General features: G+C 58.8%; 30 protein-coding genes. 20 read left to right on the forward strand and 10 right to left on the reverse strand.

Annotated elements, in window-relative coordinates:
• Positions 1 to 63 precede the first annotated feature (63 nt).
• The 4 genes from ACM6I0_RS30355 to ACM6I0_RS30370 all read right to left on the reverse strand — a co-directional run bounded on the left by ACM6I0_RS30355 (position 64) and on the right by ACM6I0_RS30370 (position 2,943).
• Positions 64 to 966, reverse strand: a complete 903-nt coding sequence (locus tag ACM6I0_RS30355) for an alpha/beta fold hydrolase (protein ID WP_414924007.1) — start codon at positions 964 to 966, stop codon at positions 64 to 66.
• The gene (locus ACM6I0_RS30360; RefSeq protein WP_090175389.1) at positions 966 to 1,748 is read right to left on the reverse strand and encodes a class II aldolase/adducin family protein; all 783 of its coding nucleotides are present in this window, start codon (positions 1,746 to 1,748) and stop codon (positions 966 to 968) included. The genes ACM6I0_RS30355 and ACM6I0_RS30360 overlap by 1 nt, the downstream gene beginning before the upstream one ends.
• Positions 1,749 to 1,880: 132 nt before the next feature.
• Positions 1,881 to 2,567, reverse strand: coding sequence for an LrgB family protein (locus tag ACM6I0_RS30365; RefSeq protein WP_285430899.1), 687 nt, complete (start codon positions 2,565 to 2,567; stop codon positions 1,881 to 1,883).
• Positions 2,557 to 2,943 (reverse strand): CidA/LrgA family protein, encoded by a 387-nt coding sequence (locus tag ACM6I0_RS30370; RefSeq protein ID WP_414924008.1) that lies wholly within the window; start codon positions 2,941 to 2,943, stop codon positions 2,557 to 2,559. The genes ACM6I0_RS30365 and ACM6I0_RS30370 overlap by 11 nt, the downstream gene beginning before the upstream one ends.
• 96 nt (positions 2,944 to 3,039) lie before the next feature.
• Between ACM6I0_RS30370 and ACM6I0_RS30375 the strand changes: the two genes are divergently transcribed.
• On the forward strand, positions 3,040 to 3,936 hold the full coding sequence (locus tag ACM6I0_RS30375; RefSeq protein WP_414924009.1) for a LysR family transcriptional regulator: 897 nt from the start codon (positions 3,040 to 3,042) through the stop codon (positions 3,934 to 3,936).
• Here ACM6I0_RS30375 and ACM6I0_RS30380 read toward each other — a convergent pair.
• Positions 3,917 to 4,372 carry a flavodoxin gene (locus ACM6I0_RS30380; RefSeq protein WP_285430895.1) on the reverse strand — a complete coding sequence of 152 codons (456 nt, stop codon included), beginning with the start codon at positions 4,370 to 4,372 and terminating at the stop codon, positions 3,917 to 3,919. The two genes, ACM6I0_RS30375 and ACM6I0_RS30380, sit on opposite strands and share 20 nt — an antisense overlap.
• 100 nt (positions 4,373 to 4,472) lie before the next feature.
• On the opposite strand from ACM6I0_RS30380, the gene ACM6I0_RS30385 reads away from it, so the two are divergent.
• Positions 4,473 to 4,949 (forward strand): PAS domain-containing protein, encoded by a 477-nt coding sequence (locus ACM6I0_RS30385; RefSeq protein ID WP_285430893.1) that lies wholly within the window; start codon positions 4,473 to 4,475, stop codon positions 4,947 to 4,949.
• 54 nt (positions 4,950 to 5,003) lie between these two features.
• Positions 5,004 to 5,609: a hypothetical protein gene (locus tag ACM6I0_RS30390; protein ID WP_285430891.1), complete on the forward strand. Its 606-nt coding sequence runs from the start codon at positions 5,004 to 5,006 to the stop codon at positions 5,607 to 5,609.
• 3 nt (positions 5,610 to 5,612) lie between these two features.
• Here the strand turns inward: ACM6I0_RS30390 and ACM6I0_RS30395 are convergent, their stop codons facing one another.
• Positions 5,613 to 6,572: a MerR family transcriptional regulator gene (locus tag ACM6I0_RS30395; RefSeq protein ID WP_414924010.1), complete on the reverse strand. Its 960-nt coding sequence runs from the start codon at positions 6,570 to 6,572 to the stop codon at positions 5,613 to 5,615.
• A gap of 210 nt (positions 6,573 to 6,782) precedes the next feature.
• Here ACM6I0_RS30395 and ACM6I0_RS30400 point away from each other — a divergent pair, with 210 nt between their 5' ends.
• From ACM6I0_RS30400 to ACM6I0_RS30450, 11 genes are all read left to right on the forward strand, one after another.
• Positions 6,783 to 7,355 carry an antibiotic biosynthesis monooxygenase gene (locus tag ACM6I0_RS30400; protein ID WP_414924011.1) on the forward strand — a complete coding sequence of 191 codons (573 nt, stop codon included), beginning with the start codon at positions 6,783 to 6,785 and terminating at the stop codon, positions 7,353 to 7,355.
• Positions 7,356 to 7,436: 81 nt separating this feature from the next.
• Positions 7,437 to 8,147 carry a dihydromonapterin reductase gene (folM, locus tag ACM6I0_RS30405; RefSeq protein ID WP_285430886.1) on the forward strand — a complete coding sequence of 237 codons (711 nt, stop codon included), beginning with the start codon at positions 7,437 to 7,439 and terminating at the stop codon, positions 8,145 to 8,147.
• A 21-nt stretch (positions 8,148 to 8,168) separates the two neighbouring features.
• Positions 8,169 to 8,744, forward strand: coding sequence for a GTP cyclohydrolase I FolE (gene folE / locus ACM6I0_RS30410; protein ID WP_285430884.1), 576 nt, complete (start codon positions 8,169 to 8,171; stop codon positions 8,742 to 8,744).
• Positions 8,745 to 8,746: 2 nt separating this feature from the next.
• Positions 8,747 to 9,118: a dihydroneopterin triphosphate 2'-epimerase gene (folX, locus tag ACM6I0_RS30415; RefSeq protein ID WP_059403284.1), complete on the forward strand. Its 372-nt coding sequence runs from the start codon at positions 8,747 to 8,749 to the stop codon at positions 9,116 to 9,118.
• 68 nt (positions 9,119 to 9,186) lie between these two features.
• A complete protein-coding gene (locus tag ACM6I0_RS30420; RefSeq protein WP_090175413.1) occupies positions 9,187 to 9,483 on the forward strand; it encodes a DUF1244 domain-containing protein in 297 nt (98 codons plus the stop codon).
• Complete coding sequence (locus ACM6I0_RS30425; RefSeq protein WP_414924012.1) at positions 9,476 to 9,814, forward strand: HopJ type III effector protein; 339 nt, start codon at positions 9,476 to 9,478, stop codon at positions 9,812 to 9,814. The genes ACM6I0_RS30420 and ACM6I0_RS30425 overlap by 8 nt, the downstream gene beginning before the upstream one ends.
• Positions 9,815 to 9,984: 170 nt before the next feature.
• Positions 9,985 to 11,235 carry an aspartate aminotransferase family protein gene (locus tag ACM6I0_RS30430; RefSeq protein ID WP_285430882.1) on the forward strand — a complete coding sequence of 417 codons (1,251 nt, stop codon included), beginning with the start codon at positions 9,985 to 9,987 and terminating at the stop codon, positions 11,233 to 11,235.
• Between the two features lie 181 nt (positions 11,236 to 11,416).
• Positions 11,417 to 12,391 carry an amino acid ABC transporter permease gene (locus ACM6I0_RS30435; RefSeq protein WP_285430881.1) on the forward strand — a complete coding sequence of 325 codons (975 nt, stop codon included), beginning with the start codon at positions 11,417 to 11,419 and terminating at the stop codon, positions 12,389 to 12,391.
• A gap of 69 nt (positions 12,392 to 12,460) precedes the next feature.
• A complete protein-coding gene (locus ACM6I0_RS30440) occupies positions 12,461 to 13,189 on the forward strand; it encodes an amino acid ABC transporter ATP-binding protein (protein WP_414924097.1) in 729 nt (242 codons plus the stop codon).
• A 45-nt stretch (positions 13,190 to 13,234) separates the two neighbouring features.
• Positions 13,235 to 14,068: a transporter substrate-binding domain-containing protein gene (locus tag ACM6I0_RS30445; protein WP_414924013.1), complete on the forward strand. Its 834-nt coding sequence runs from the start codon at positions 13,235 to 13,237 to the stop codon at positions 14,066 to 14,068.
• Positions 14,069 to 14,134: 66 nt separating this feature from the next.
• Positions 14,135 to 15,418 (forward strand): NAD(P)/FAD-dependent oxidoreductase, encoded by a 1,284-nt coding sequence (locus ACM6I0_RS30450; RefSeq protein ID WP_414924014.1) that lies wholly within the window; start codon positions 14,135 to 14,137, stop codon positions 15,416 to 15,418.
• 129 nt (positions 15,419 to 15,547) lie between these two features.
• Here the strand turns inward: ACM6I0_RS30450 and trxB are convergent, their stop codons facing one another.
• Entirely contained in the window at positions 15,548 to 16,510 is a 963-nt protein-coding gene (gene trxB, locus ACM6I0_RS30455) for a thioredoxin-disulfide reductase (RefSeq protein WP_222589808.1), read from the reverse strand.
• A 315-nt stretch (positions 16,511 to 16,825) separates the two neighbouring features.
• Between trxB and cysZ the strand changes: the two genes are divergently transcribed.
• From cysZ to ACM6I0_RS30470, 3 genes are all read left to right on the forward strand, one after another.
• On the forward strand, positions 16,826 to 17,581 hold the full coding sequence (cysZ, locus tag ACM6I0_RS30460; protein WP_414924015.1) for a sulfate transporter CysZ: 756 nt from the start codon (positions 16,826 to 16,828) through the stop codon (positions 17,579 to 17,581).
• A gap of 105 nt (positions 17,582 to 17,686) precedes the next feature.
• Positions 17,687 to 19,327, forward strand: a complete 1,641-nt coding sequence (locus tag ACM6I0_RS30465; RefSeq protein WP_414924016.1) for a beta-N-acetylhexosaminidase — start codon at positions 17,687 to 17,689, stop codon at positions 19,325 to 19,327.
• Positions 19,328 to 19,399: 72 nt separating this feature from the next.
• Positions 19,400 to 20,599: a glycosyltransferase family 4 protein gene (locus tag ACM6I0_RS30470; RefSeq protein ID WP_285430874.1), complete on the forward strand. Its 1,200-nt coding sequence runs from the start codon at positions 19,400 to 19,402 to the stop codon at positions 20,597 to 20,599.
• 117 nt (positions 20,600 to 20,716) lie between these two features.
• Here ACM6I0_RS30470 and ACM6I0_RS30475 read toward each other — a convergent pair whose 3' ends face one another.
• The 3 genes from ACM6I0_RS30475 to ACM6I0_RS30485 form a co-directional block, all read right to left on the reverse strand.
• Entirely contained in the window at positions 20,717 to 21,820 is a 1,104-nt protein-coding gene (locus tag ACM6I0_RS30475) for an NADH:flavin oxidoreductase (protein WP_414924017.1), read from the reverse strand.
• Between the two features lie 159 nt (positions 21,821 to 21,979).
• Entirely contained in the window at positions 21,980 to 22,462 is a 483-nt protein-coding gene (locus ACM6I0_RS30480; RefSeq protein WP_208669973.1) for a glutathione peroxidase, read from the reverse strand.
• A 122-nt stretch (positions 22,463 to 22,584) separates the two neighbouring features.
• Positions 22,585 to 23,070, reverse strand: a complete 486-nt coding sequence (locus ACM6I0_RS30485; protein ID WP_208669974.1) for an FKBP-type peptidyl-prolyl cis-trans isomerase — start codon at positions 23,068 to 23,070, stop codon at positions 22,585 to 22,587.
• Here ACM6I0_RS30485 and ACM6I0_RS30490 point away from each other — a divergent pair.
• Genes ACM6I0_RS30490 through ACM6I0_RS30500 form a run of 3 tightly spaced genes read left to right on the forward strand, consistent with a single transcriptional unit; the run spans position 23,039 to position 26,443 of the window.
• Positions 23,039 to 23,377, forward strand: coding sequence for a DUF3565 domain-containing protein (locus ACM6I0_RS30490; protein ID WP_285430869.1), 339 nt, complete (start codon positions 23,039 to 23,041; stop codon positions 23,375 to 23,377). The two genes, ACM6I0_RS30485 and ACM6I0_RS30490, sit on opposite strands and share 32 nt — an antisense overlap.
• Before the next feature lie 60 nt (positions 23,378 to 23,437).
• A complete protein-coding gene (gene pta, locus ACM6I0_RS30495) occupies positions 23,438 to 25,537 on the forward strand; it encodes a phosphate acetyltransferase (RefSeq protein WP_285430868.1) in 2,100 nt (699 codons plus the stop codon).
• On the forward strand, positions 25,538 to 26,443 hold the full coding sequence (locus ACM6I0_RS30500) for an acyltransferase (protein ID WP_414924018.1): 906 nt from the start codon (positions 25,538 to 25,540) through the stop codon (positions 26,441 to 26,443).
• The last annotated feature ends 108 nt before the right edge of the window (positions 26,444 to 26,551 follow it).

A 26,551-nucleotide genomic window follows, 5' to 3' on the forward strand; every position in this document is an offset into this window, starting at 1 on the left:
GGCGCTGCTGGTCACAACGAACAAGGGTGGGGCTGAATGGTGCTCGATAAGGCTGGGGGATAATCAGGAACAGGCCACTTTGAGCGGTGGCGAAACCAGCCGATCACGAAACTCGAGGTAATGCTTGAGCACCAGTGCCGGGGCCTCGGATTGCGGGTAATGACCGATGTCGGGCAACAGGACGGTGTCCGGATTGGGGATCAGTTCCCGATAGCGCTTGACCATGTGCGCACCGGAAATGGGATCGACCTCACCGTCAATGACTCGCAGCGGCACTTCACCACGCTGCATGGCGCCGACCCAGCGCTCGCGCTGGACACGCCGTTCGGGAATGTAGGCGATGAGCTTGTGCATGATCCGTGGGCCGTGATTGCTGTCGATCAAGCTCCAGAAGTCATCCATTTCACTTTCGCTGGGGCAAGTTCTCGGGCCGAATATCTGCCGGAAATTCTTCACCAGTCCGTCGCGGGTAAAGGCTCGTCCGATCATCCAGCCCAAGGGGCTGAGCAAGAGTTTTTGCATCAGCACCGGACGATGGGTTTCAGGAAACAGGCCACCGTTGAGGAACACACAACTGGCGATGTCCACGCGGGTCTCGTAATGCCGCGCCAACAACTCCTGGGCCACGCTGTCACCATAATCATGGGCCAACAGGTGCACCGGCCGTTCGACATTCAAGTGCGCGAGCAAGGCCTGCTGCAGATCGGCCTGCTCCAGCAAGCTGTATTCATGGTTGGCCGGTTTGGCGGAGTCGCCGAAGCCGAGCATGTCGCAGGCAATCACTCGATAGCGCTGCGTCAGCGGCTGCCACAGGTAGTGCCAGTCCCAACTGGCAGTCGGGAAGCCATGAATGAGCAACAGCGGCTCACCCTGCCCCGCCGTCCAGTAACGAATGGTCTGACCACGAAACACAAACGTCTGGCCGCGTTTACGCCAGACACACAGGGGGATCTCGGCGAGTTGCATTAGAGTTTATAACCCGGGTCTTGTTGATCGAGTTTGCGCAGCAGCGCCGGCCAGGCCAGCGCGCCACCCATCCCTTGAGCACTTTTGGTAACACCGGCGATCATCGCCTTGGCGCCCGCCAGAATCTGCGGTTCGATGGCGATCAGTTCAGCGCCGCCGCCCTGCGCCATGACCTGGATATCGCAGGCGCGCTGGAAGGTGAACATCATCAGGAAGGTATCGGCGATGGTGCCACCACAGGTCAGCAGACCGTGGTTATGCAGCATCAGGAAGTTGTTTTGGCCAAGGTCGGCTTGCAGGCGCGCCTTCTCTTCATGGTTCAGCGCAACGCCTTCGTATGCGTGGTACGCCAGGCTGGACAGCACAAACAATGACTGCTGACTGATGGGCAGAATGCCCTGTTTTTGCGCCGATACCGCAACACCCGACGCCGTGTGGGTGTGCAGTACGCAGACCACATCGTGACGCACTTCATGCACGGCGCTGTGAATGGTGTAACCGGCCGGATTGATTTCGTAAGGGCTGTCCATCAGCTTGTTGCCGGCCTGATCGACCTTGACCAGGCTTGAGGCGGTTATCTCGTGAAACATCAACCCGAACGGGTTGATCAGGAAATCTTCGGTGCCCGGCACCTTGGCCGAGATGTGCGTAAAGATCAGATCATCCCAACCATGCGCGGCAACCAGACGGTAGCAGGCAGCCAGGTCGACGCGGGTCTGCCACTCGGCAGCACTGACCTGGTTTTTCACATTGTGGGGTGATTGGACGGGGGCAACATTCACGGCAAGGACCTCCTGTTCTTATTGTTTTACTGTCATTACAGCAGTCTAGTCAGCCCCTGGATTTCGCGTAGTTGCATTGGCAGCCAGCTTGATGGCCTAACGAGTCAGTTCAGGCCGACACCTGGATCCATGTCAAAGGACCGCCGCCAGTAATGGGGCGCAAAACAAATTCAGCAACCCCGTCAGCACCATGACAAGTCCCGCCACCGAACCTTCTTCACCGCCCACTTCATGGGCCCGGCTGACGCCGGCACCGTGCGCGCCAACACCAAACAGCGCGCCCCGTGCCAAGGCGCTGTGCAGCGGCAGCCACTTGAGCAGAATGCCGCCGAGCATCGCCCCGAACACGCCGGTGAACATCACGAACACCGCCGTCAGTTCCGGAACCCCGCCGAGTTGATGAGCCAGGGGCATGGCAAACGGCGTGGTGATTGAGCGTGGCACCAGTGACAGGGTCACTGAACTGTCCAGCGCCAGCGCCTTGGCCAGACCGAACGAGGTGCCGATGGACGCCGCACTGCCCGCCAGCATGCCAAGCAGCAACGCCGACCAATGCCGCATCAGCATCTGCCGCTGTTGCCAGATCGGCACGGCAAACGCGACAGTCACCGGGCCCAGAATCCACATCAGCCAATGGGTGTCGCTCGAATATTCGGCATACGCGGTGTGCAGCGGCACCGCGAGCGCCAACAGCAGTGCAGGCACCAGAATCAGCGGCGACAACAGATATCGACCGGTGCGCCGATAGATCCACCGGCTGAACACATAGGCCAGCAGCGTGAAGGCCAGCCAGAACATCGGCATCAGCTCAAGCTTCATGGGGCCTCCTCAACCGCACCACCGCTTCCACGGTAAACGCCGTCACGAGCATCACCACCAGCGTACTCATGCCGATCACCAGCAAAATCCGCCAGCCGTCATCGCGCATCAGGCCGCCATAATCGAGCAGGCTCATCAGCGCCGGAATAAAGAACAACAGCATCTCGGCCATCAATAAACCTGCGCCCGTTTGCAACGTCGCCGGCTTGACCCAGCCGATGGCGAAGGCCAGCAGCAGCAATGCCATGCCAATGACGCCACCCGGGATAGGCCAGGCAAACCATGCGCCGATTTCGCAGCCAAGCAGATAAATGCCGAGCAGCACGGCCAGTTCAGTCACCAGTCGGGCCAGTTTTTTCAGGGTGGGTGCATGCATGATGTCGTTCCTCGCAAGGGCTCATTTTACGGAGCACGCTTCCATCACCGAAACGAATTGTTAGACTCGACACCATTCCAATCTGGAATCAGGCCCATGGAATTCAAACAGCTGCGCAGCTTCGTCGAAGTGATGCACCAAGGGGGGTTCACTCAAGCCGCCAAAACCCTGCACCTCAGCCAATCGGCGGTGAGCAAGCAAGTCGCGCAACTGGAACAGAGCCTGGGCACCCCGCTGCTCGAACGCCTGGGCTCGCAGTTGCGCCTGACCGCCGCTGGCAGCGTGGTCCTGCAACGGGCCGAAGGCATGCTTCGGCTGCGCAACGAATTGCTCAGCGAGCTGGATGATTTAAGCCAACTGGCGCGTGGAGAACTACGTCTGGGCCTTCCGCTACTGGGCAGCGACGCACTGTTCGCCGAGTTGTTTGCCGAGTACCGGCGCCGCTACCCGAACATCAGCATTCAGTTGCTTGAGGGCGGCAGCCTGAACATCGAACAGGCGGTATTGAGCGGTGAGCTGGAGCTGGGCGGCAGTCTTTTGCCGAAGGACCCGCAGTTTGCCTTTCAGCCCTTCTGCGATGAACCGCTGGATGCATTGCTACCGGCCGATCATCCGCTGGCGACAAAGACTGTGATTGGATTGGAGGAACTGGCCGACACGCCGTTTCTGCTGTATCAGCGCAGCTTCGTGCTCAACGACCGATTGCTCCAGGCCTGCCATCAACTGGGATTTACGCCCAAGGAAGGCGGGCGCAGCGGTCAGGCGGATTTTCTGGCGGCGTTGGTGGCCGCAGGTCAAGGCGTGGTGTTGTTGCCCAGCGTGGTGGCGCGCGGGCTGGTGCGGCCAGGCGTGGTGCGCCTGACCTTGAAAGCCCCGAGCTATCTGCGCTGGGACATCGCCTTTATCTGGCGCCAGGGTGCGTACCTGTCCAAAGCCGCGCAAGCCTGGCTCGCCCTGTTGCGCGAGCGGCCGGTCAGTCCCGCAGCGCGTTAACGAACTCAGCCAGCCAAGGTTCGGCATCGGTTTCCGGGGTGACGCTTTCGCTGGCGTCCAGACGCAGCATCGGCAGCACTTCGCGCACGCCAAGCTCACTGAACAATTCGCGCATCTGCTCGCCGCCACCGCAAAAGGTATCGCCATAACTCGCATCGCCCAGGCCGATGACTGCACCGGGCAAACCGCGCCAGGCGGCAGGCAACTGGTCACGAATCATCGAGTACAACGGTTGCAGGTTGTCCGGCAATTCGCCCATGCCGGTGGTCGAGGTCACCGCCAAAAACGCTTGCGGGCCGAAAGCCTGGACATCGGCGAGCGTCGCGCGCGGGTTGTGCCAGGTCTCGAAACCCGCGGCATTCAAAATAGTCGCGGCGTGGCGGGCAACCTCTTCAGCCGTGCCGTACACCGAGCCGGAAATGATGGCAACTTTCATCAATCGATCCTGAAGCAGAGTAAAAACACAGATATTAACAGCACAGGCTCATTTGATCTTTTAGAATGCAAATCCATATCAATACGGAAAGGACTCTCCGATGATCAATGCTCAACTGCTGCAAATGGTGATCAACGCTTCCAATGACGGCATCGTGATTGCCGAAAAAGAAGGCGACCAGGACACCATCCTGATTTACGTGAACCCTGCGTTCGAACGCCTCACGGGTTACACGAGCGAAGAAATCCTCTACCAGGATTGCCGCTTCCTGCAGTCGGGTGACCGGGATCAGGATGGCCTGGTAACGATTCGCGAGGCGCTGAGCAGTGGCGGATCCTGCCGGGTGATTCTGAGAAACTACCGCAAGGACGGCACGCCGTTCTGGAACGAACTGTCCCTTTCTACAATGAAAAATCCGAGCGACGGACAGACTTACTTTGTAGGCGTGCAGAAAGATGTCACCGCTCAGGTCAAGGCACAGCAGCGGGTAACGCAGTTGGAAGCGCAAGTGGCGCAGTTGCAGGCCGAACTTGCCGCGCTAAAAGCGACGAACGGTAAAAACAAAACGACGAATTAATTGTCATTAACTACAATCACCGATGAATTTGTATCTTTTTCTTTCGAGCAAGCCATGCAGCGCGACGCACTCCTGACCCAGGATGAGCTGGATTTTATCCAGACCATGCAACACAACCCGCAGCTCAATGTGCGGGATGCGACGTCGAGTCTGCTCGTTAACGGTGGTTCGCAAATCCGTGATTTGCTCACGCGCCTGGCGGCACATGAGCAGGTCACCATCCAGGCCAATTTCGAAAACCAGCAAATGACGTTTCCGCTGCACCTGGTGGAAGACGAGTTTCATGCGCTGCATTTACGCCTGGGGGTGCCGAGTATTTATGAGGACGGGCCGATGGTCCGACCTTGGCGCCTCTCACTCGAAGAGCCTGTAGCGCTTGAGAATGCCAAGGGCCAGCCCGGAACGATGTGGGTACACGAAATATCGTTCAAAGGGGTATTGCTGGAGGTCCGTAACAAGACCAAACCGCCCAAGCACTTTGCATTGTGGTTCAGCCCTTCAGGCTATGAGCGCATTGCGTTGCGCGGCACCTTCGAGCGTGAAACCGAGCAAGGGTTTTACGCCTACGAACTAAGCCAGACCGACAAGGACGAGACCGAGCGCCTGCGCCAGTACATCCTTCAACAGCATCGTCTGACACACCCTGCGCTGCACATCTGAAACTCAGGTATCCAGGTTTCCTGCCAGGAACTGCTTCATACGCTGGCGCATCACCGTCCCCTCATTACCCAGACATCCGATCGACGACCCGGCCAGGCTTTCCTGTGCCAGGTCCGACGCATCGCCAGCCAGCAATAGTTGACAGTCCAGACTGATAGCCAGTCGGTTCAAACGCCGAGGCAATTCGGCTGCCGGCGCATGATTGGACACCAGCACCAGTGCCTTGGGCTTGATCCGCTGACAAACCAGGGCCAACTCGTCGAATGGCTGGCCGATAGCCAATAACTGAATCGCCGAATCGACACTGCACAGGTACAAGGCCGTGATCAGCACTTCCAGCTCACGGGCTTGATCGGCCAAGGCACAAACAATGATCTGTCGCGGTTGCATGACACGCACCAGCAGCAATCGTTGCAACACTCTGGAGCGCAGAAAACCGTCGAGAAAAAGCCATTCACTGGCTTGCCCGAACGTCTCATGGCGCTGAAGCAAATGCTTCCAGACCACCAGCAAAACGTCCTGAAACACGACCGTCAGGGGATAGCTGGAAAAAATCTGCCCATAGACGTGCTCCAGTTGCACCTCGTCAAAGGCTGTGACCGCTGCCTGGACTTGTTGCTGCCACTGGATGTAGTCGGTCTGAACGAGATCGTTGGGGATAAGGTGCGACAACACCTGAAGAGGCTCGCTCTTGGCCAGTATCTTGCCCACCTTGCTGACGGCGACGCCGCGATCGATCCAGCCGAGGATGCTGCGGACTTTCTCGATATCGGCCATCGAGTACAGCCGATGCCCGCTTTCGGTGCGCGTGGGCTGGATCAACCCGTACCGTCGCTCCCAAGCGCGCAACGTGACCGGGTTTATCCCCGTCAGGCGCGCGACCTCACGAATAGGAAAGAGATCCTCCCGCTGAAGGGAATGATCCGCCTGTGAGGCAGAGCCAACGTCAGTCAGTACAGGCATTGATAGTCGACGTCCGCGTTTAAATTGGATCCCATTCTAACTCTCCTGCCCTGTCACTATTCAACTCATTAATAAACGAAGAATCTCATTGGTGTCATCCAGGCAATCAGGAATAATCCTTGCTTGTCTCAAGACGCAGCCCACCACCCCGGTGTTGCGCCTGGCGAAACTCCTATCCGGAGGGCCGCGATCGTTATACGGAGATACACAATGTCTACTTCCCCCGTCACCTTGATGGTTGCACGCCGCGTCGCCGATGGACGTTATCAAGACCTTATGGTCTGGTTGCGCGAAGGCGAACAACTGGCGACTGACTTTCCCGGTTACCTCGGCTCTGGCGTGCTCGCTCCGCCACCCGACGATAACGAATTCCAGATCATTTTCCGCTTTGCCGACGAGCACACCCTGCACGCCTGGGAGCATTCTGCTTCGCGCACGGCATGGCTGGCACGTGGCAGCGATTTGTTTGCACACCCTAAAGAGCATCGCGTCAGCGGAATCGAAGGCTGGTTCGGCGCAGCCGGCCAACGTCCGCCCCGGTGGAAACAAGCGGTCGCGATCTGGCTGGCATTCTTCCCGGTGTCATTGCTGTTCAACTTTTTGTTGGGGCCATTGCTTGGCGAACTGAGCCTGCTGCCTCGGGTACTCATCAGCACCTTGTGCCTGACGCCCCTGATGGTCTACTTCTTCATTCCGCTGTCGACCCGACTGCTGGCCAACTGGCTGAACAGCACCCCGGCACGTCCACTGCCCGCCAAGCTGCCCGCCACTCAAAACCCCTGACCGCGCGCTCCTGCAACGGCACGTAGGTGTACAACTCCCGTCGCTGGTATAGTTTTGCTCTCACCGCGACGCGAGCCGTTCATGAACTCTTCCGCAGCTCCGATCCTCATCACCGGTGCCGGCCAGCGTGTCGGCCTGCACTGCGCACAGCGACTGCTCGAAGATGGCCATCCGGTGATCTTCAGCTACCGCAGCGAACGCCCCGGCGTGCAGGCATTACGCGACCTGGGCGCGATCGCGGTGTTTGCCGACTTCTCCAGCACCGCGGGAATCCTTGCGTTCATCAGCGAACTGAAAACCCACACCGACGTCCTTCGCGCAATCGTCCATAACGCTTCCGAATGGCTGGCCGAAACCCCGGAAACCGATGCAGAAGCATTCACCCGCATGTTCAGCGTACACATGCTGGCGCCGTACCTGATCAATCTGCACTGTGCCGACTTGCTTCAACGCTCAAACCTGGCCGACATCGTGCACATCAGCGATGACGTAACCCGCAAGGGCAGCAGCAAACATATTGGCTATTGCGCCAGCAAAGCCGGGCTCGACAGCCTCACCTTGTCCTTCGCCGCGAAATACGCGCCGACAATCAAGGTCAACGGCATTGCGCCGGCCCTGCTAATGTTCAATCCCGACGATGACGCGGCGTACCGCGCCAAGGCGCTGGCCAAGTCCGCGCTGGGCATCGAGCCCGGCAGCGACGTGATCTACCAGAGCCTGCGATATTTGCTCGACAACCCTTATGTCACCGGCACGACCCTGACCGTCAACGGCGGACGGCACATCAAATAAGCGGCCCCGCGAGGATGTTCCATGACGTTATCCCTGCACCAGAACGCTCTGTCCCAGAGCTATCGCGAGATTCTCATCGGCCTCGGTGAAAACCCCGACCGCGAAGGACTGCAAGACACCCCGGCTCGCGCAGCCAAGGCCATGCAGTACCTCTGCCATGGCTATGAGCAAAGTGTCGAAGAGATCGTCAACGGCGCGCTGTTCGCGTCCGACAACGATGAAATGATCATCGTCGACAACATCGAGCTGTACTCGCTCTGCGAACATCACATGCTGCCCTTCATCGGCAAGGCGCATGTGGCTTATATTCCAACCGGCAAGGTGCTGGGCCTGTCGAAGATTGCGCGACTGGTGGACATGTTCGCCCGTCGCCTGCAAATCCAGGAAAACCTCACCCGGCAAATCGCTGACGCGGTGCAGCAAGTGACCGACGCGGCTGGCGTCGCGGTGGTCATCGAAGCCAAGCATATGTGCATGATGATGCGCGGCGTCGAGAAGCAGAATTCGACCATGAACACCTCAGTGATGCTCGGCGCCTTCCGCGAGTCGAGCAATACCCGCCAGGAGTTCCTGCAATTGATTGGACGGAGCAAGTAGCAATGCCACAACTTCAACCAGGTATGGCACGTATCCGGGTCAAGGACCTGTGCCTGCGGACCTTCATCGGCATCAACGAAGACGAAATCCTCAACAAGCAGGATGTGCTGATCAACCTGACCATTCTGTACGCCGCTCAGGACGCGGTGCGTGACAACGACATCGATCACGCGCTCAATTACCGGACCATCACCAAGGCGATCATCGCCCATGTGGAGGGTAATCGCTTCGCGTTGCTCGAACGCCTGACCCAGGAAATCCTCGACCTGGTCATGGCCAACGAGTCGGTGCTGTATGCCGAGGTGGAAGTCGACAAGCCGCACGCCTTGCGATTCGCCGAATCGGTGTCGATCACGCTGGCGGCGAGCCGCTGACCACGTCTGGCGCAATGTCCGTCAGACTTTTATCATCCGCGCCACGATTGGAATGCACAGAGCCCGCCATGAACGACCAACAACGCCTGGAACTTGAAGCCGCCGCCTTTCGCCGGCTGGTCGCCCATCTGGACAGCCGCAAGGATGTACAGAACATCGACCTGATGAACCTTTCCGGTTTTTGCCGCAACTGCCTTTCCAAGTGGTACAAGGCGGCAGCCGACGAACGCCAGATCGAGGTCAGCCTCGATGACGCCCGCGAAGTTGTTTACGGCATGCCGTACGCCGAGTGGAAAGCCAAATACCAGCAAGAAGCCAGCGCCGAACAACAAGCGGCGTTTGCCAAAGGAAAACCCAATGAGTGATTTGAACACCCTGCGCGCCAGCCTCAAGAGCGGCGAACACGCTTTCGCCGACACTCTGGCGTTCATCGCCGCCGGCTACGATTACCAGCAACAGGCATTCAACAACGGCGGCGTGGAAAACGCTGCCGGGCAGAACGAAGGTTCGTGCAAGACCCTGGGCCTGGCACTGCTGGAAGGCTTGAGCGATGAAGAAGCGCTGTTGGCGTTTGGCGAGCATTACCGTTCGGTAGTGGCCACGCCTGAAGGCAGCGACCACGGCAATATCCGTGCGTTGATTGCCCATGGATTGGCCGGTGTGAAGTTCTCGCAGCAACCACTGACTCGCCGCTGACTTAAAATCAAAAGATCGCAGCCTCGTTGCACTCGAGGCTGCGTTTTTTTTGATCGTCCACCGTACATCCCGACTTTTAATATTGACCCGGCGACTTTATTTCGTTTGCCGGGCAGCACTGCTCGCGGCTTAGATAAAAAGAAGCATCCCTTCTTCTGAGTCAGGTATCCATGAGCAGCGAAACCATCAGCCAGTCGATCAACGTCGTTCACCCCGTTACGCTCAGCCACGGCAAAAACGCCGAAGTCTGGGACACCGATGGCAAACGCTACATCGATTTTGTCGGCGGCATCGGCGTACTCAACCTCGGCCATTGCCACCCGCGTATCGTCGAGGCCATTCGCGAACAAGCCACGCGCCTGACCCACTACGCGTTCAACGCCGCCCCGCATGTGCCCTACCTCGAATTGATGGATCGTCTGACGGCGTTCATTCCTGTGGACTACGCTGTCAGTGGCATGCTCACCAACAGCGGCGCAGAAGCAGCGGAGAACGCTCTGAAGATCGTCCGCGGCGCGACCGGTCGCACCGCCGTCATTGCCTTTGACGGCGCCTTCCATGGCCGCACGCTCGCCACCCTCAACCTCAACGGCAAGGTCGCGCCATACAAACAGAAAGTCGGCGTGCTGCCAGGTCCGGTGTATCACCTGCCCTTCCCGAGCAAGGACAACGGCGTGAGCTGTGCCGAAACGTTGAAGGCCATGGATCGATTGTTCAGCGTCGAAATCGATGTCGAAGATGTGGCCTGCTTCATCGTCGAACCAGTGCAGGGCGAAGCGGGCTTCCTGGCAATGGACGTGGAATTCGCGCAAGCGCTGCGCACGTTCTGCGATGAAAAGAACATTCTGCTAATCGCTGATGAAATCCAGTCCGGCTTCGGTCGCACCGGTGAACGTTTTGCGTTTTCGCGATTGGGCATCGAGCCGGACCTGATCCTGCTGGGCAAAAGCATCGCCGGTGGCGTTCCACTGGGTGCCGTGGTCGGGCGCAAGGCGCTGCTCGACACCTTGCCCAAAGGCGGACTCGGCGGCACCTATTCGGGCAATCCCATCGCTTGCGCCGCCGGGTTGGCAACGCTGGATGAAATGACGGATGCCAACCTCCAAGCGTGGGGCACGCAGCAGGAAGAAGCGATTGTCAGCCGCTACGAAGCCTGGCGTGCCAGCAAGCTGTCGCCGTACCTGGGCCGCTTGACCGGCGTCGGTGCGATGCGCGGTATCGAGCTGATCAACACCGACGGCAAACCGGCATCGGCGCAGCTCACACAATTGCTGGCGTCGGCGCGCGATGCCGGTCTGCTGCTGATGCCGAGCGGCAAATCGCGGCACATCATTCGCCTGTTGGCGCCGTTGACCACCGAGGCGGCCGTGCTGGAGGAAGGGCTGGATATCCTTGAGGCCTGCCTGGCAAAACTGTCCTGAACAACGCGATTTCCGGGACTGACGTAGCGAATTATGTTCGCTTGTTGTCCCGGAATCGGCGCCGCAATACTGACCAAAGACCTGAACCCGAACGGTAACAACGCACTTCGCCTGACCGTTCGGATTAGCCAAAGACCCCTTTAACAAGCGAGAACATCACCACCTACAAGCTGAGGCAGACATGTATCACGACAATATAATTTATAAGAAAAAGTCCAACGATCCTCAATTCCTGCTCGGCGTAGCCGTGGTGCTGTTTCTCGGCTCCTACCTGATGAACCTGGGCAACAGCGCCCTTAGCCATTTTCTGCAACCGCTGCTGGGCAATGCCCCGGACAGTCTGACCGCACGCAACGTCGCCATCGGGCTAGGCATCGCAGTACTGGGCACACTGAATTTCCACGTCCTCGGACGCCTTAAGTTCAAAGTACAGACGACGGTGGTGTGGATCGAACTGCTGATCCTGTTCCTGGCCTTCTTCGACACCTTCAACCTCTCCTACAGTTTCATCCTCGACAAGATCGGCTTCCTGATCATTCAGGGTGCCGCGACCACGCTCTACATTTCCGCCATCGCGATTGTGCTGGCCTTCGTGCTGGCGCTGATCGGCGCGGTGGCCAAGCTGTCGAACAACGGCCTGGCCAATGCCCTCGCCTCGTTCTACACCTCGTTCTTTCGCGGTGTTCCGTTACTGATCCAGATCTACCTGATCTATCTCGGTCTGCCGCAACTGGGCTACGTGGTCGACGCGGTGCCTGCCGGCATCCTCGCGCTGTCCCTGTGCTACGGCGCCTACATGACCGAGATTTTCCGTGCCGGTATCCAGAGCATTCCGGTCGGCCAGTGGGAAGCCTCTCGGGCGTTGAACATCAGCCCGTTCAAGACCCTGAGCCGGGTCATCATGCCGCAGGCCTTGCGCGTGATCATTCCACCCACCGGCAACCAGTTCATCGCCATGCTCAAGGACAGCTCGCTGGTGTCGGTCATCGGTGTCTGGGAGCTGATGTACCTGGCCAAGACCCAGGGCCGCGCGGACTTTCGTCACCTGGAAATGCTGATCACCGCCGCGATGATTTACTGGGCCCTGTCATTCATTCTGGAGCGGGTTCAGGCGCGAATCGAAAAACGGGTGAACCGATCCGTGGCAAGGGGTTGATGCGTGATGACTCGAACCAATACCGCTGAACAACTCGACCTGGCGCCTGTTGCTCAGGTCAGCCCTTCTATGATTTCCATCACCGGCCTGAACAAGTGGTACGGCAACTTTCACGCCCTGCGCGACGTCGACCTCAACGTCGCTACCGGTGAAATCCTGGTGGTGTGCGGGCCGTCGGGCTCGGGCAAATCGACGATGATTCGCTGCATCAACCACCTGGAGAGTTTCCAGAAAGGCCACATACAGGTCAACGGCATCACCCTCACCAGCGAAGCAGAAAGCGTCAGCGCCGTGCGCGGCGAAATCGGCATGGTGTTCCAGAGCTTCAACCTGTTCCCGCACTTGAGTGTGATGGACAACCTGACCTTGGCCCCGCAACTGGTGCAAGGCGTGTCCGCTGTCGAGGCGAAAAAACGCGCGCAGGTCTATCTGGAACGCGTTCGGATTGCCGAGCACGCCCACAAATATCCGTCGCAACTGTCCGGCGGCCAGCAGCAGCGCGTGGCGATTGCCCGGGCGCTATGCATGAACCCAAAAGTGATGCTGTTCGATGAGCCAACCTCCGCACTGGACCCGGAGATGGTCCACGAAGTGCTGGACGTGATGGGCGAACTGGCCACCGACGGCATGACCATGATTTGCGTGACCCACGAGATGGGTTTTGCCAGCAAGGTCGCCGACCGAGTGCTGTTCATGGACCAGGGGCAAGTGATCGAACAAGCCACCCCGGCCGAGTTTTTCAACAACCCGCAGACTGAACGCGCACAGAAATTCCTGTCGCAGATCATCGGTCACTGAGAAGCGCTTTACCCCGTATAACAATAACGAGAAGTGGAGATGGACATGCTCAGTAAAAAACCCGCAATCACCCTCGCAGCTGCCCTGTCACTGTTGTTCGTCGGCGCCGCGAACGCCGGAGCCGTTCTGGACAAGATCGAAAGCAGCAAGACGTTGACCGTCGCCACCTCGGCGACCTGGCCTCCGCAGGGGTTCATCAACGACAAGAATGAAATCGACGGTTTTGATATCGACGTGTCCAAGGAGATCGCCAAGCGTCTCGGCGTCGAAGCCAAGTTCATCACACCCGATTGGGATGTGATTACCGCAGGCAAGTGGAACGGTCGCTGGGACGTGTCGGTCGGCTCAATGACCGCGACGAAAAGTCGTGCGCGGATTCTCGATTTCCCCGGGACTTATTACTACGTGCCCTATGTGTTTGCGGTGCACAACAAATCCACGGTCAACGATCACAAAGCACTGAATGGCAAAACCATCGGTGTCGAAGGTGGCACTACGTCCGAGGATTACTTCAGTCAGGCACTGGCCATCGAAACCACTGACGTGCCCCCTGTCGTTTACGACGTAAAAACCGAAAAAATGAAGACCTACGCTGGCTCTGTCGGACCGCTGGACGATCTGCGTCTGGGCGACGGAACCCGACTGGACGCCATCCTCACCCAACGCAGCACGCTGGATGCGGCCGTCAAGAAAGGCTACCCGCTGCGGGCCGTCGACAACGCCGTGGTGTTCTATGAGCCACTGGCTGTTGCCACCGACAAGGGTGACCCACAGTTGAACGCCAAATTGAGTGAAATCATCGGCCAGATGCACAAGGACGGCACGCTGACCAAGCTCTCGGACAAGTGGTACGGCGTCGACTACTCGACTATCAAGTAAACGCCGCCCTCCTCTGTGGGAGTGAGCCTGCTCGCTCCCACAATGACAATTTCTCAAGGATCGACCATGTCCTTCCCCAACACCTGGTATTCCCAAACCTCGCTGCCCCGCGCGACAAGGTCCGAGTTGAGCACGGACAAAACCTGTGACGTGTGCATCATCGGTGCCGGCATCGCCGGCCTCACCGCGGCCCTGGAACTGACCCGGCGCGGCAAACGCGTGATCATTCTCGAAGCCCACCAGGTGGCCTGGGGCGCGTCAGGTCGCAATGGCGGCGTGGTCTCTCCGGGCTGGGCCGAAGGGTCTGGAGCGATCCGCAAGAAACTGGGGTTGGAGCACGCCAAAGCGTTGTTTCAGATGTCGGTCGAAGGTGTGGAGATTGTTCGCCGCAACATCACCGAATTATCCTTGAGCGGCTGCGCGCCGTCTGCCGGCACGATCCGGGTCAAGCGCTATGACGACAGCGCGGGTGTGAAAAACCATATCGATACCATGCGCCGTGACTTCGGCTACGAACTCAACTTCCTAGAAACCGCTCAGGTGCGGGAACGGGCGCACACACTGCGCTATTTCCAGGGTGTCGAAGACCCGAACGCGCTGCACTTTCATCCGTTGAATTACTGCCTGGGCCTGACGCTTGCGATTGAAAAGGCCGGAGGGCGTATTTTCGAACACTCAAAAATGCTCGCCTGGCGTCGTGAAGGGGCCTACAAAATCGTCCAGACCGCCCACGGCAGCGTGCGCTGTCAGGACCTGGTGTTCTGCGCTGGCGGCTACGGCGGCCCGGAACTGCAAAAACTCAGCCGCGCTTACCTGCCGATCGCCACTTACGTGGTGTTGACCGAGCACCTGGGCGATTCGATTAAAAACGTGCTCGATTGCGCGGCGGCATTCTCCGATGACCGTCGCGCGTCGGATTATTACCGCATTGTCGAAGGTGATCGCCTGCTGTGGGGCGGACGCATCACCACCCGTAATGAACAGAATGAAAAAGCCCTGGCGGCGATGCTGAAGGCGGACATGGTCTCGGTTTATCCGCAACTGGCCGCGGTCAACATCGAACTGGCCTGGTCGGGCCTGATGGGTTATTCCACCAACAAAATGCCCAACCTGGGGCTGCTGGAACCTGGCGTATGGGCCTGCACCTCGTTCGGCGGTCATGGGCTGAACACCGGCTCGATTGGCGGCCGGGTGATCGCTGAAGCAGTGTGCGGGGAAAGCGTGCGGCATGAGTTGTTCAAGCCGTACTTGCTGGACTGGAACGGCGGGCCGTTCGGGCGGGTTGCGGCCAATGCGATCTATCAATCGTTGAAGGTCATGGACTTCGTGCAAGAGCGGTTTCGCGGTTGATCGCAATTTCCGCAAACCCTGTTAACCCTGTGGGAGCTAGCCTGCTAGCTCCCACAAGGGTTTATGTTGACCGCTATTTCTGTGGGCACAAAAAAACCGGCCGAAGCCGGTTTTTTCATTTCAACGATTTCAGAACTTGACGTTCTGCAGATCGTCCAGGTAACGCTCGGCGTCCAGTGCCGCCATGCAACCGGCGCCAGCCGAGGTGATGGCCTGACGGTAAACGTGGTCAGCCACGTCACCGGCGGCGAATATGCCTTCGAGGTTGGTTGCAGTGGCGTTGCCGTCACGGCCGCCCTGCACCACCAGATAGCCGTCTTTCAACGTCAGCTGACCTTCGAACAACGAGGTGTTCGGGGTGTGGCCGATGGCGATGAACACGCCGTCGACTTTCAGCTCGTCGAAGCTGCCGTCGTTGTTCTTCAGGCGGGCACCGGTCACGCCCATGTTGTCGCCCAGCACTTCGTCCAGGTTGGAGTTCAGCTTGAGGATGATCTTGCCTTCGGCCACTCGTGCGTTCAGCTTGTCGATCAGAATCTTCTCGGCGCGGAAGGTTTCGCGGCGGTGGATCAGGGTCACGGTGCTGGCGATGTTGGCCAGGTACAGGGCCTCTTCGACAGCGGTGTTGCCGCCACCGACCACAGCCACTGGCTTGTTGCGGTAGAAGAAACCGTCGCACGTTGCGCAGGCCGAAACGCCTTTGCCCATGAACGCTTCTTCCGACGGCAGGCCCAGGTAACGGGCACTGGCGCCGGTCGCGATGATCAGCGCGTCGCAGGTATACGTCGCGCTGTCGCCGATCAGGGTGTACGGCTTGGAGGCGAAGTCCACGGCATTGATGTGATCGAACACGATCTCGGTTTCAAAGCGCTCGGCGTGCTCTTTCATGCGTTCCATCAGCGCCGGGCCGGTCAGGCCGTGGACATCGCCCGGCCAGTTGTCGACTTCAGTGGTGGTGGTCAGTTGACCGCCGGCTTGCATGCCAGTGATCAGCAATGGCTTGAGGTTGGCACGGGCGGCATAGACCGCGGCGCTGTAACCGGCAGGGCCGGAACCGAGAATAATCACTCGCGAATGACGGACTTCAGACATGACCTGCTCCTGTTGACCGGCCCGAAACACCTGGCGCGGAACGCCGGGTTGCCGGCGGGAATAAAAAAGGACCGTTGAAAGCACTTGGGGAAGGCTTGAACTCGACAGTCCTGTAAAAAGAATGGGTGCAGCGTATCGAGGGGGCGAAGATTAAGGAAATACGGTTTAACAATCCAGCTCATAGGCGGTCTCTATCCGGTCACGATGGATTTATAGGCGCCTTTGTTACAGTTAATGTCGATGTCGCTGCCGCGCTTTCGCCCGTCAGGCAAAGCCGGTAAGGTCGGCGCGTTTACCCTTTGCTCGGAGCCCGTTATGCCCCCCCCCGTTCTGTCCGGCCCGCAATACCTGCGCGAAGGCCTCAAGCTGGTCCTGAGCCCCAGCCTGCGTTTGTTCGTCTTGTTGCCGCTGGCAATCAACCTGGTGCTGTTCGTCGGATTAATCTATCTGGCTGGCCACCAATTCAGCCTGTGGGTCGATACGCTGATGCCGTCCCTGCCTGACTGGCTGAGTTTTCTCAGCTATATCCTCTGGCCGATTTTTGTCGTGCTGGTGGTGCTGATGGTGTTCTTTACCTTCACGATGCTCGCAAACGTCATCGCCGCGCCGTTCAACGGCTTCCTGGCGGAAAAAGTCGAAGTGGTGGTGCGCGGCACCGACGACTTCCCGACCTTCAGCTGGGGCGAACTGATTGCCATGATCCCCCGCACCCTGTCCCGGGAAATGCGCAAGCTCGGCTATTTCCTGCCACGAGCGATCGGGCTGTTCATCCTCTCCTTCATCCCCGTGGTGAACATCATCGCCGCGCCGCTGTGGCTGCTGTTCGGGGTATGGATGATGGCGATCCAGTACATCGACTACCCGGCGGACAACCACAAACTGGGCTGGAACGAGATGCTCGCCTGGCTGCGGCAGAAACGCTGGCAGAGCATGAGTTTTGGCGGGATTGTCTATCTGGTGCTGCTGATCCCTGTCGTGAACATCCTGATGATGCCGGCAGCTGTGGCCGGAGCGACCCTGTTCTGGGTACGTGAGCGTGGTGCTGACGCGCTGGAAAAAAGCGCCGCCTGAACATCTCCAGCTTTAGCCGTTTTGTATAACCGGCCATTGCTGACAGTAGCCAATATCAGGAATGACATCTCCAATAGATGATGAGGTCCACCTGCATGAATTCTCATGCGTTCAAGGAAGAGACGTGACCTCATTTCATGGAGATTTTGTTCAATGTTAATACCCGCCAGCCCACCGCTCTCATCTGCCGCGAAGGCAATCCCCCCGACTGCAAACACACTCAGCGAACGCTTTGCCTGGACCGGCCTGAGTCCGGCGGTGCGACATGCCCAGCCTGTTGCCGGCGCGGCCTGCACCCTCAACGAAAGCACGCGTATTCTCATCGACGATGAGCGCATTCGCCCGTTGGCAACACGGTTGGCATTCGGGCTTGCCGTTGCTGCCGGTCTCAGCAAATCACCCGTCGTAATGCTCGCGTCAGGCAGTCCGCAACAGAGTCGTGGTGATGTCGTGTTGAATCTGTCTGCGCCAGATACTGCGCAAGTGCCAATACCCGCCAAAGGTCTGAACGAGGCCTACCGCATCGACATTACCGACGCCATTCGCGTCACCGCAAAAACCCTGGAAGCCATGGCCCGGGCGCTGACGACCTTGCATAAAGCGGTACGTGTTTGCGCCACACTTGCCCCCGGCGTGGTCATTGATGCCCCCACTTATGCCGAGCGCTCTGTTCTGCTTGATGTCGGGCGCAAGTATTACAGCCCTGAATGGATCAAAAACCTGCTGCGCGAGATGGCGTGGAACCAGCTCAACACGCTGTATCTTCACCTCACCGACAATGAGGGGGTGCGGATTGTCTTCCCGTCTCATCCAGGCCTTTCCAGTGCGGATGCCTGGAGCGCAGAGGAGCTCAAAGAGATACTCGACACCGCCGCCTCGTACCACATCAACGTCATTCCCGGGATTGAATCGCCTGGGCATATGAAATTCATCTTGCGCAACAAGCCCGAATTTCAACTGCACCTGAGCGATGGCAGCGTTGTGCCCAAAGCGCTGGATTTCAGCATTCCGGCCGCACGCCACTTCGTCAAAGAACTCCTCAAGGATGTGTTCGACATGTTTCCAGACAGCACCCATGTCAATCTGGAAGCCGACGAGTATTTCCTCTCTCCGATCACCTCCTACAACACACCACAACTGGCTGAATACGCACGGCAGGCCTCGGGAAAGCCCGGCGCCAACTCGCGCGATGGCGTCCGACAATTCGTTAATGAGCTGGCGAGTTTCGTACGCGAGAACGGCAAGATTGCGCGCATGTGGAACGATGCTGTCGTTCAAGACAATCAAGTGATCGAGGTCGATACAGCCGTTGAAATACTTTGCTGGAGTATCTGGGGCAGCGTTCGCAGTGAGAAAAACGTACAAGCGCTGATCGACGCCGGGTACACCGTGCTCAATGCCCACGGCGACTTTTACTTTGTCATCCAATCCAACTGGAGCAATCTGGTGGATCGTAAACACTCGCCTTATGGACTTTACGATGTCTGGCGCCCCAACCATTTCATGGACAAGGCCGGTCAGAGCGTGACGATCATTGACGCAAACCACCCGGCGATGAAGGGCGCAGGCATACAAGTCTGGGCCGATGAACCCGATTACCTGTCAGCCGAGAAAGTCTGGTCGCATCTGATTCAATGGATGCAACCGACGGGGCAGCGTTTGTGGGGCTCACTGCACGCGGCCAACACGATGAAGGAGGTAAAACCGATAACCCGTTCGGTTGCCTTCGCTCCACCGGAACAGTGATGACTGGCGCTATCTGCCGCCCCTAAGGGCCTCATCGTCATAAATCCATCATCAAAGCGCCACAATGACGACATGGCCCCAGCCGACACTGAGGTCATGACGACAGCTCTGCATATCACTTTGATCACCGAAACCTTCCCACCGGAAATCAACGGGGTGGCCAATACCCTTGGCCGCTTGTGCGATGGTTTGCGCGCGCGCGGCCATCAAGTGGAGCTGGTGCGACCCCGTCAGGGTGGCGATCTGCTGGCGGCCAGCGATGACGAGTTGCTACTGTGCCGGGGCTGGCCGCTGCCGGGTTATCCCGGCTTGCAATGGGGTCAGTCGTCGATGCACAAATTGCTCAGGCGCTGGAAGCGGCATCGCCCGGACGTGCTCTACATAGCCACGGAAGGACCGCTGGGATTGTCGGCGTTGCGTGCGGCGCGGCGCTTGGGAATCTCCGTGGTCAGCGGCTTTCACACCAACTTCCAGCAGTACTCCAGCCAGTATGGGCTCGGTTTGCTCACTCGCCTGCTGACCCACTACCTGCGCTGGTTTCACAATCGCTCGACGCTGACACTGGTGCCAAGTGTCAGCCAGCGACTGGAGCTGGAACGTCGGCATTTCGAGCGTCTGGCACTGCTCTCTCGAGGGGTCGACAGCCAATTGTTTCATCCCTCCAAAAGACTGACGTCACTGCGCGAACAGTGGGGATTGGGCGAGGACGATATTGCCGTACTTCACGTAGGACGTTTGGCCCAGGAGAAAAATCTGGGTCTGCTCAAGCGCTGTTTCGACGCGCTGAAAGCCACTTATCCGCAGCGCACGTTGAAAATGATTGTGGTCGGCGATGGACCACAGCGAGCGATTCTGGAACAGGAACTGCCTGACGCGATTTTCTGCGGCTCACAACGCGGCGAGGCGTTGGCCAGCCATTACGCGTCGGGGGACGTGTTTCTGTTTCCGAGCATGACCGAAACCTTCGGCAACGTGGTGCTAGAGGCGCTGGCCTCGGGGTTGGGTGTGGTGGCTTACGATCAGGCGGCTGCGGCTCAGCACATTCGTCATGGCTACAACGGCGTGCTGGCGATGCCCGGGGATGAGGAGGCGTTCTGCGATGCGCTGTGCTGGTTGCTGGAAGAAAGGGAAACCTTGCGTTGCGTGCGCCTGAATGCGCGCCAGCATGCGAGTCGACAGGGTTGGGCGGCGATTATCGATCAGTTCGAAGGGCAGTTGCGGGGGGCTTGTGTGCGGGAGCAGGTGGTGCCGACTGCATCGACTGTCCCCTGAGCTTTCGTTGATTTTAAGTCAGTCATCGCGAGCAAGCTCGCTCCCACAGGTTTTGTGATCGACACAGAACCATTGTGGGAGCGAGCTTGCTCGCGAAGGGGCCCTTCCAGTCGCCGCTTAAACCAAGGTCATCAACGCTTCACGGCTGAACGGCAAGATGTCTTCCTCACGCCCGTCGCGCACTTTCTGCGCCCAGTCCGGGTCCACCAACAGCGCACGCCCTACCGCCACCAAGTCGAACTCGTCGTTGTTCAGGCGTTCCAGCAGTTTTTCCAGGCTGGCCGGCTGCGCGATCTTGTCGGTGTTGACCATGAACTGCAGGAACTCGCCATCCAGGCCCACGCTGCCCACGGTGATGGTCGGCTTGCCGGTGAGTTTGCGCGTCCAGCCGGCCAGGTTCAGTTCGGAGCCATCGAACTCCGGCTCCCAGAAGCGGCGCGTCGAGCAGTGGAAAATATCCACACCGGCATCGGACAACGGCTTGAGAAACTCGCCCAACGCTTCTGGGGTTTGTACCAGGCGCGCGGTGTAATCCTGCTGCTTCCACTGCGAAAAACGGAAGATGATCGGGAAGCCTTCGCCGACCGCGGCACGCACCGCCTGGATCAGCTCAATGGCAAAACGCGAACGGCCAGCCAGGTCGCCACCGTATTCGTCGGTGCGCTGGTTGCTGCCTTCCCAGAAGAACTGGTCCACGAGGTACCCGTGGGCACCGTGGATTTCAACGCCGTCCATGCCAATGCTCTGGGCATCTTTGGCGGCTTGGGCGAATGCGGCGATCACGTCCTGGATATCTTGTTTGGTCATGCCATGAACCACGACCTGACCGTCCTTCAGTTTTTCGGATGGACCATAACCCGGCACGCTGGCGTCCGGCTCGGTGCCGATGCGACGCACGCTGCCGACATGCCACAGCTGTGGAACGATCTTGCCGCCCTCGGCGTGGACCGCATCGACCACTTTCTTCCAGCCGGCCAGCGCAGCGTCACCATAGAAATGCGGCACGTTCGGGTAGCCATTGGATGCCTTGTGGCCGACGGTGGTGCCTTCGGTGATGATCAGGCCCACACCGGCAGCGGCGCGACGACGGTAGTATTCGATCACTTTGGAGTTAGGAACGCCGCCCGGCGAAAACGAGCGGGTCATCGGCGCCATGACGACGCGGGTCGGCAATTGGAGAGTGCCGAGATGGAACGGTTTAAACAGGGCTTTGACTGGCATGAGGCACTCCACGAAAACGCTATCGGCGGGACATAAATTTTATGACGGCGATAATATGCGCAGATGCAGAGGATGCACAGCACTATTGATCTGGGTGATTAAGGGTCAAAAGGCAGGCATAAAAAATCGCAGCTCGAAGGCTGCGATTTTTTTTGCGACTCAGCTCAGCGCTTTTTCAATCGCATGAACGATCGTCGGATCATCCGGCGCCGTGCGTGGCGAGAAGCGGGCCAATACACGCCCGTCCTTGCCCAGCAGGAATTTCTCGAAGTTCCAAGTGATGTCTCCCGGAAACTCCGCGCCCTCGCCCGCCAACAGACGGTACAGCTGATGACGATCGTGCCCGTTGACTTCCAGCTTGCTGGACAACGGAAAGGTCACGCCATAGTTGAGGCTGCAGAATTCCTGAATCTCCTGCTCGGTGCCCGGTTCCTGCCCGGCAAACTGGTTGCACGGCAGGCCCAGCACACTGAAACCCTTGTCCTTGAATTGCTGGTAGAGGTTTTCCAGTGCCGCGTACTGTGGGGTCAAACCACATTTGGAGGCAACGTTGACCACCAGCACGACACGCCCCTTGAAAGGCGCCAGAGGTAGCTCCTGACCATCCAGGGCTGTCAATTTAAGGTCGTGAAAAGCACTCATGACGAACTCCAAATTCCCGTGTTCTACTCGAAACAGCCACTTGGCGAAGTCACCAAGGACAGCCGCGGACTAAAAAGGCGCCCTCGGGCGCCTCTCCAGTTCTCTGAGCTTAGCGCAGAAAATCAGTGGTGATGGCCACCTTCGCCATGGACGTGACCATGAGCGATTTCTTCCTGGCTGGCATCACGGATGTCGATGATCTTGACCTGGAAATTCAGGCGCTGACCGGCCAACGGGTGGTTGCCGTCGACAGTGACTTCGTCGCCGTCCAGATCACGGATGGTAACAATCTGCATTTGACCATCTGGAGCGGAGGCGTGGAACTGCATGCCCACTTCCAGTTCGTCGACACCTTCGAACATGCTGCGGCTCAGGGTGCTGACCAGTTCGGCAGCGTATTCGCCGTAGGCATCTTCAGGTTCAACGGCCACTTTCAGCTCGTCGCCGACTGCTTTGCCTTCCAGAGCCTTTTCCAGGCCCGGAATGATGTTACCTGCGCCTTGCAGGTAAACCAGCGGCGCGCCGCCGGCGGAGCTGTCGATGACCTCACCAGCGTCGTTGGTCAGGGTATAGTCGATGGAGACAGCCTTATTGGCGGCGATCAGCATGGGGCGAGACCTTTTGCATAAGAATGAAGAAAGACCAAGTTTAGCGAAGCAATCGCCCGAAAGCGAACACAACCCGGACAGACGGATGGCGGCGAAAGGTTCGACGGTCACAGGTTTTCATCAGGATGACGACGGACATTGGGTTGCCGAGCTTTCCTGCGGCCACACTCAACACTTGCGTCACCAGCCGCCGTGGCAATCACGTGCCTGGGTCCTGGACCCCGCGCAACGTATTGAAAAAATAGGCCAGCCCTTTGATTGTGGTTGGTGCGCACAAGGCTCGGTTAGCGATAACCTTGGCGACTGAATTTCGGTAGATCGTCAGCCATAGATGATCGCCTTTGCCATGCTCCCTCAGAGAATTCGCATGCAAACTTTTTTTATCGCACCCACCGATTTTGGTGTGGGTCTGACCTCCATCAGCCTCGGGCTGGTGCGCACCCTTGAGCGCGCCGGCCTCAAGGTCGGCTTTTTCAAACCGATTGCCCAGCCCCACCCCGGCGACACCGGGCCTGAACGGTCCACCGAACTGGTGGCGCGCACTCACGGCTTGAAGCCGCCTCAACCGCTGGGCCTGGCCCACGTCGAGCGTATGCTGGGCGACGGTCAACTGGATGAGTTGCTCGAAGAAATCATCACCCTTTATCAGCAAGCGGCCATTGGCAAGGATGTGCTGGTCGTCGAAGGCATGGTGCCGACCCGCAGCGCCAGTTATGCCGCGCGGGTCAATCTGCACCTGGCCAAGAGCCTCGATGCCGACGTGATTCTGGTTTCCGCGCCGGAAAGCGAAGCCCTGACCGAACTCTCCGGCCGCGTGGAGTTGCAGGCGCAATTGTTTGGCGGCCCGAAAGACCCGAAAGTCCTCGGCGTGATCCTCAACAAGGTCAAGACCGACGAGAGCATGGAGGCCTTTGCCTCGCGCCTCAAAGAACACTCGCCGTTGCTGCGCAGCGGCGATTTTCGCCTGCTCGGCTGCATCCCGTTCCAGCCGGAACTGAACGCGCCGCGCACCCGCGACGTCGCCGACCTGATGGGTGCGCAAATCCTCAATGCCGGCGATTACGAAACCCGGCGCATGACCAAAATCATTATCTGCGCGCGCACCATGCGCAACACCGTGGAGCTGCTCAAGCCCGGCGTGCTGGTGGTGACGCCTGGCGATCGTGACGACATTATCCTCGCGGTCAGTCTCGCAGCGATGAATGGCGTGCCCTTGGCCGGCCTGTTGTTGACCAGCGACACCCTGCCCGACCCACGCATCATGGACCTGTGCCGTGGCGCGTTGCAGGCTGGTCTGCCGGTGCTGTCGGTGAGCACGGGCTCTTACGAAACCGCCAACCAGTTAAACGGCTTGAACAAGGAAATCCCGATCGACGACCGCGAGCGCGCGGAAATCATTACCGATTTCGTCGCCAGCCACCTCGACGCCAACTGGCTGCACCAGCGTTGCGGCACGCCACGGGAAATGCGCCTGTCGCCCGCGGTGTTCCGTTATCAATTGATCCAGCGCGCCCAGGCCGCCAACAAACGTATCGTCTTGCCCGAAGGCAGCGAGCCGCTGACCGTGCAAGCGGCGGCGATCTGTCAGGCGCGCGGCATTGCCCGTTGTGTGTTGCTGGCCAAACCGGAAGACGTCGAGGCTGTGGCTCGCGCACAAGGCATCGAGCTGCCGCCGGGACTTGAGATTCTCGACCCGGACCTGATCCGCGAACGCTACGTCGAGCCGATGGTTGCGCTGCGCAAAAGCAAAAGCCTCAACGCGCCGATGGCCGAGCAGCAACTGGAAGACACCGTAGTGATCGGCACCATGATGCTAGCGCTGGATGAGGTCGATGGCCTGGTGTCCGGGGTTATTCACTCCACCGCCAACACCATCCGCCCGGCCCTGCAGCTGATTAAAACGGCGCCTGGCTGCACATTGGTGTCGTCAGTGTTCTTCATGCTGTTTCCCGAAGAAGTGCTGGTCTACGGCGACTGCGTGATGAACCCGCACCCGAGCGCCAGCGAGCTGGCCGAGATTGCCTTGCAAAGCGCCGACTCGGCGGCAGCGTTCGGCATCACTCCGCGCGTGGCGATGATCAGCTACTCCAGCGGTGAATCGGCCAGCGGTGAAGAAGTCGAGAAAGTTCGCGAAGCCACGTTGCTCGCCCACGAGCAACAAAACTCGCTGCTGATCGACGGTCCATTGCAATACGACGCCGCCGCCAACGAAACCGTGGCACGGCAGCTGGCACCAAACAGCCAGGTTGCCGGTCGCGCCACGGTGTTCGTGTTCCCGGACCTGAACACCGGCAACACCACCCACAAAGCCGTGCAACGCAGCGCCGACTGCGTCAGCCTGGGGCCGATGCTACAAGGCCTGCGCAAACCGGTGAACGATCTGCCGCGCGGCGCGCAAGTCGACGACATCGTCTACACCATCGCGTTGACCGCGATTCAAGCTGCCAACCGACCTTTGGATCTTTAAATGCTGGATTTTCTACCTGCACCCGTGCGCGGCGTGATTGCCTCGCTGCTGTTGGCTCTGAACACGATTCTGCTTTGCTCGTTCCTGTTCCTCGTGGCGATTTTCAAAGTGCTGCCGTTTGCCCTCACCCAGCGGTTCACCCGCTGGCTGATGAGCCATACCCATGAAGCCTGGATCAGCAACAACAAAGCCTGGATGAACCTGGTCTGCCGCACCCGCTGGCACCTCAGCGGCCTGCAAGGCCTGGACTATCAGCACTCGTACCTGATCACCAGCAACCACCAGAGCTGGGTCGACATCATGGTCCTGCAATACGTGCTCAACCGGCGCATCCAGCCGCTGAAGTTCTTTCTCAAACAAGAGCTGATCTGGGTGCCGGTGATTGGCCTGGCCTGGTGGACCCTGGGCTTTCCGTTCATGAAGCGCTACTCCAAGGCCTACCTGGAAAAGCACCCGGAGAAGAAAGGCAAAGACCTGGAAACCACCCGCAAGACCTGCGACAAGTTCCGCAGCAACCCGGTGGGGATTTTCAATTTCGTCGAAGGCACGCGCTTCACCGAGGGCAAGCATGCGCAGCAGAAATCGCCGTTCAAATACCTGCTAAAACCCAAGGCCGGCGGCATTGCGTTTGTGCTGGATGCGATGGGTGAGCAACTGGAATCGATCGTCAACGTGACGATTCACTATCCGGGCGGGCGTCCGGGGTATTGGGATTTGCTCTGCGGGAATGTGAAGGATGTGGTGGTGCGCTTTCAGGAATTGAAGATCCCGCCGCAATTCATCGGCAAGAACTACGACCAGGACGGGGAGTATCGGTTGCAGTTTCAGGGCTGGATCAACCAGCTGTGGGATGACAAAGATGCGTTGCTCAAGCAGATGCACCGCGAGTATCCCGCCAAACACTGATCCCCTGTGGGAGCCAGCCTGCTGGCGATAGCGGGCTCCCATTCAGCAAATTTATTGCCTGAATCACCGCAATCGCTAGCAGGCTAGCTCCCACAGTTGACCGAGTTG

The organism is Pseudomonas sp. IT-P294, assembly GCF_949767865.1.
Classification (GTDB): domain Bacteria; phylum Pseudomonadota; class Gammaproteobacteria; order Pseudomonadales; family Pseudomonadaceae; genus Aquipseudomonas.

What these genes read in the sequence shown, in the direction of transcription:
- ACM6I0_RS30480 (WP_208669973.1), bottom strand. Translation starts at nt 22,462, where the DNA reads ATGAGTGCTTTTCACGACCTTAAATTGACAGCCCTGGATGGTCAGGAG.
- ACM6I0_RS30400 (WP_414924011.1), top strand. Translation starts at nt 6,783, where the DNA reads ATGTCTACTTCCCCCGTCACCTTGATGGTTGCACGCCGCGTCGCCGAT.
- ACM6I0_RS30355 (WP_414924007.1), bottom strand. Translation starts at nt 966, where the DNA reads ATGCAACTCGCCGAGATCCCCCTGTGTGTCTGGCGTAAACGCGGCCAG.
- ACM6I0_RS30385 (WP_285430893.1), top strand. Translation starts at nt 4,473, where the DNA reads ATGATCAATGCTCAACTGCTGCAAATGGTGATCAACGCTTCCAATGAC.
- ACM6I0_RS30430 (WP_285430882.1), top strand. Translation starts at nt 9,985, where the DNA reads ATGAGCAGCGAAACCATCAGCCAGTCGATCAACGTCGTTCACCCCGTT.
- ACM6I0_RS30395 (WP_414924010.1), bottom strand. Translation starts at nt 6,572, where the DNA reads ATGCCTGTACTGACTGACGTTGGCTCTGCCTCACAGGCGGATCATTCC.
- ACM6I0_RS30440 (WP_414924097.1), top strand. Translation starts at nt 12,461, where the DNA reads ATGATTTCCATCACCGGCCTGAACAAGTGGTACGGCAACTTTCACGCC.
- folE (WP_285430884.1), top strand. Translation starts at nt 8,169, where the DNA reads ATGACGTTATCCCTGCACCAGAACGCTCTGTCCCAGAGCTATCGCGAG.
- ACM6I0_RS30370 (WP_414924008.1), bottom strand. Translation starts at nt 2,943, where the DNA reads ATGCATGCACCCACCCTGAAAAAACTGGCCCGACTGGTGACTGAACTG.
- ACM6I0_RS30380 (WP_285430895.1), bottom strand. Translation starts at nt 4,372, where the DNA reads ATGAAAGTTGCCATCATTTCCGGCTCGGTGTACGGCACGGCTGAAGAG.
- ACM6I0_RS30375 (WP_414924009.1), top strand. Translation starts at nt 3,040, where the DNA reads ATGGAATTCAAACAGCTGCGCAGCTTCGTCGAAGTGATGCACCAAGGG.
- ACM6I0_RS30500 (WP_414924018.1), top strand. Translation starts at nt 25,538, where the DNA reads ATGCTGGATTTTCTACCTGCACCCGTGCGCGGCGTGATTGCCTCGCTG.
- ACM6I0_RS30425 (WP_414924012.1), top strand. Translation starts at nt 9,476, where the DNA reads ATGAGTGATTTGAACACCCTGCGCGCCAGCCTCAAGAGCGGCGAACAC.
- ACM6I0_RS30470 (WP_285430874.1), top strand. Translation starts at nt 19,400, where the DNA reads ATGGCCCCAGCCGACACTGAGGTCATGACGACAGCTCTGCATATCACT.
- ACM6I0_RS30450 (WP_414924014.1), top strand. Translation starts at nt 14,135, where the DNA reads ATGTCCTTCCCCAACACCTGGTATTCCCAAACCTCGCTGCCCCGCGCG.
- cysZ (WP_414924015.1), top strand. Translation starts at nt 16,826, where the DNA reads ATGCCCCCCCCCGTTCTGTCCGGCCCGCAATACCTGCGCGAAGGCCTC.
- ACM6I0_RS30435 (WP_285430881.1), top strand. Translation starts at nt 11,417, where the DNA reads ATGTATCACGACAATATAATTTATAAGAAAAAGTCCAACGATCCTCAA.
- folX (WP_059403284.1), top strand. Translation starts at nt 8,747, where the DNA reads ATGCCACAACTTCAACCAGGTATGGCACGTATCCGGGTCAAGGACCTG.
- folM (WP_285430886.1), top strand. Translation starts at nt 7,437, where the DNA reads ATGAACTCTTCCGCAGCTCCGATCCTCATCACCGGTGCCGGCCAGCGT.
- pta (WP_285430868.1), top strand. Translation starts at nt 23,438, where the DNA reads ATGCAAACTTTTTTTATCGCACCCACCGATTTTGGTGTGGGTCTGACC.
- trxB (WP_222589808.1), bottom strand. Translation starts at nt 16,510, where the DNA reads ATGTCTGAAGTCCGTCATTCGCGAGTGATTATTCTCGGTTCCGGCCCT.
- ACM6I0_RS30485 (WP_208669974.1), bottom strand. Translation starts at nt 23,070, where the DNA reads ATGCTGATCGCCGCCAATAAGGCTGTCTCCATCGACTATACCCTGACC.
- ACM6I0_RS30445 (WP_414924013.1), top strand. Translation starts at nt 13,235, where the DNA reads ATGCTCAGTAAAAAACCCGCAATCACCCTCGCAGCTGCCCTGTCACTG.
- ACM6I0_RS30365 (WP_285430899.1), bottom strand. Translation starts at nt 2,567, where the DNA reads ATGAAGCTTGAGCTGATGCCGATGTTCTGGCTGGCCTTCACGCTGCTG.
- ACM6I0_RS30420 (WP_090175413.1), top strand. Translation starts at nt 9,187, where the DNA reads ATGAACGACCAACAACGCCTGGAACTTGAAGCCGCCGCCTTTCGCCGG.
- ACM6I0_RS30390 (WP_285430891.1), top strand. Translation starts at nt 5,004, where the DNA reads ATGCAGCGCGACGCACTCCTGACCCAGGATGAGCTGGATTTTATCCAG.
- ACM6I0_RS30465 (WP_414924016.1), top strand. Translation starts at nt 17,687, where the DNA reads ATGCGTTCAAGGAAGAGACGTGACCTCATTTCATGGAGATTTTGTTCA.
- ACM6I0_RS30490 (WP_285430869.1), top strand. Translation starts at nt 23,039, where the DNA reads ATGGAGACAGCCTTATTGGCGGCGATCAGCATGGGGCGAGACCTTTTG.
- ACM6I0_RS30475 (WP_414924017.1), bottom strand. Translation starts at nt 21,820, where the DNA reads ATGCCAGTCAAAGCCCTGTTTAAACCGTTCCATCTCGGCACTCTCCAA.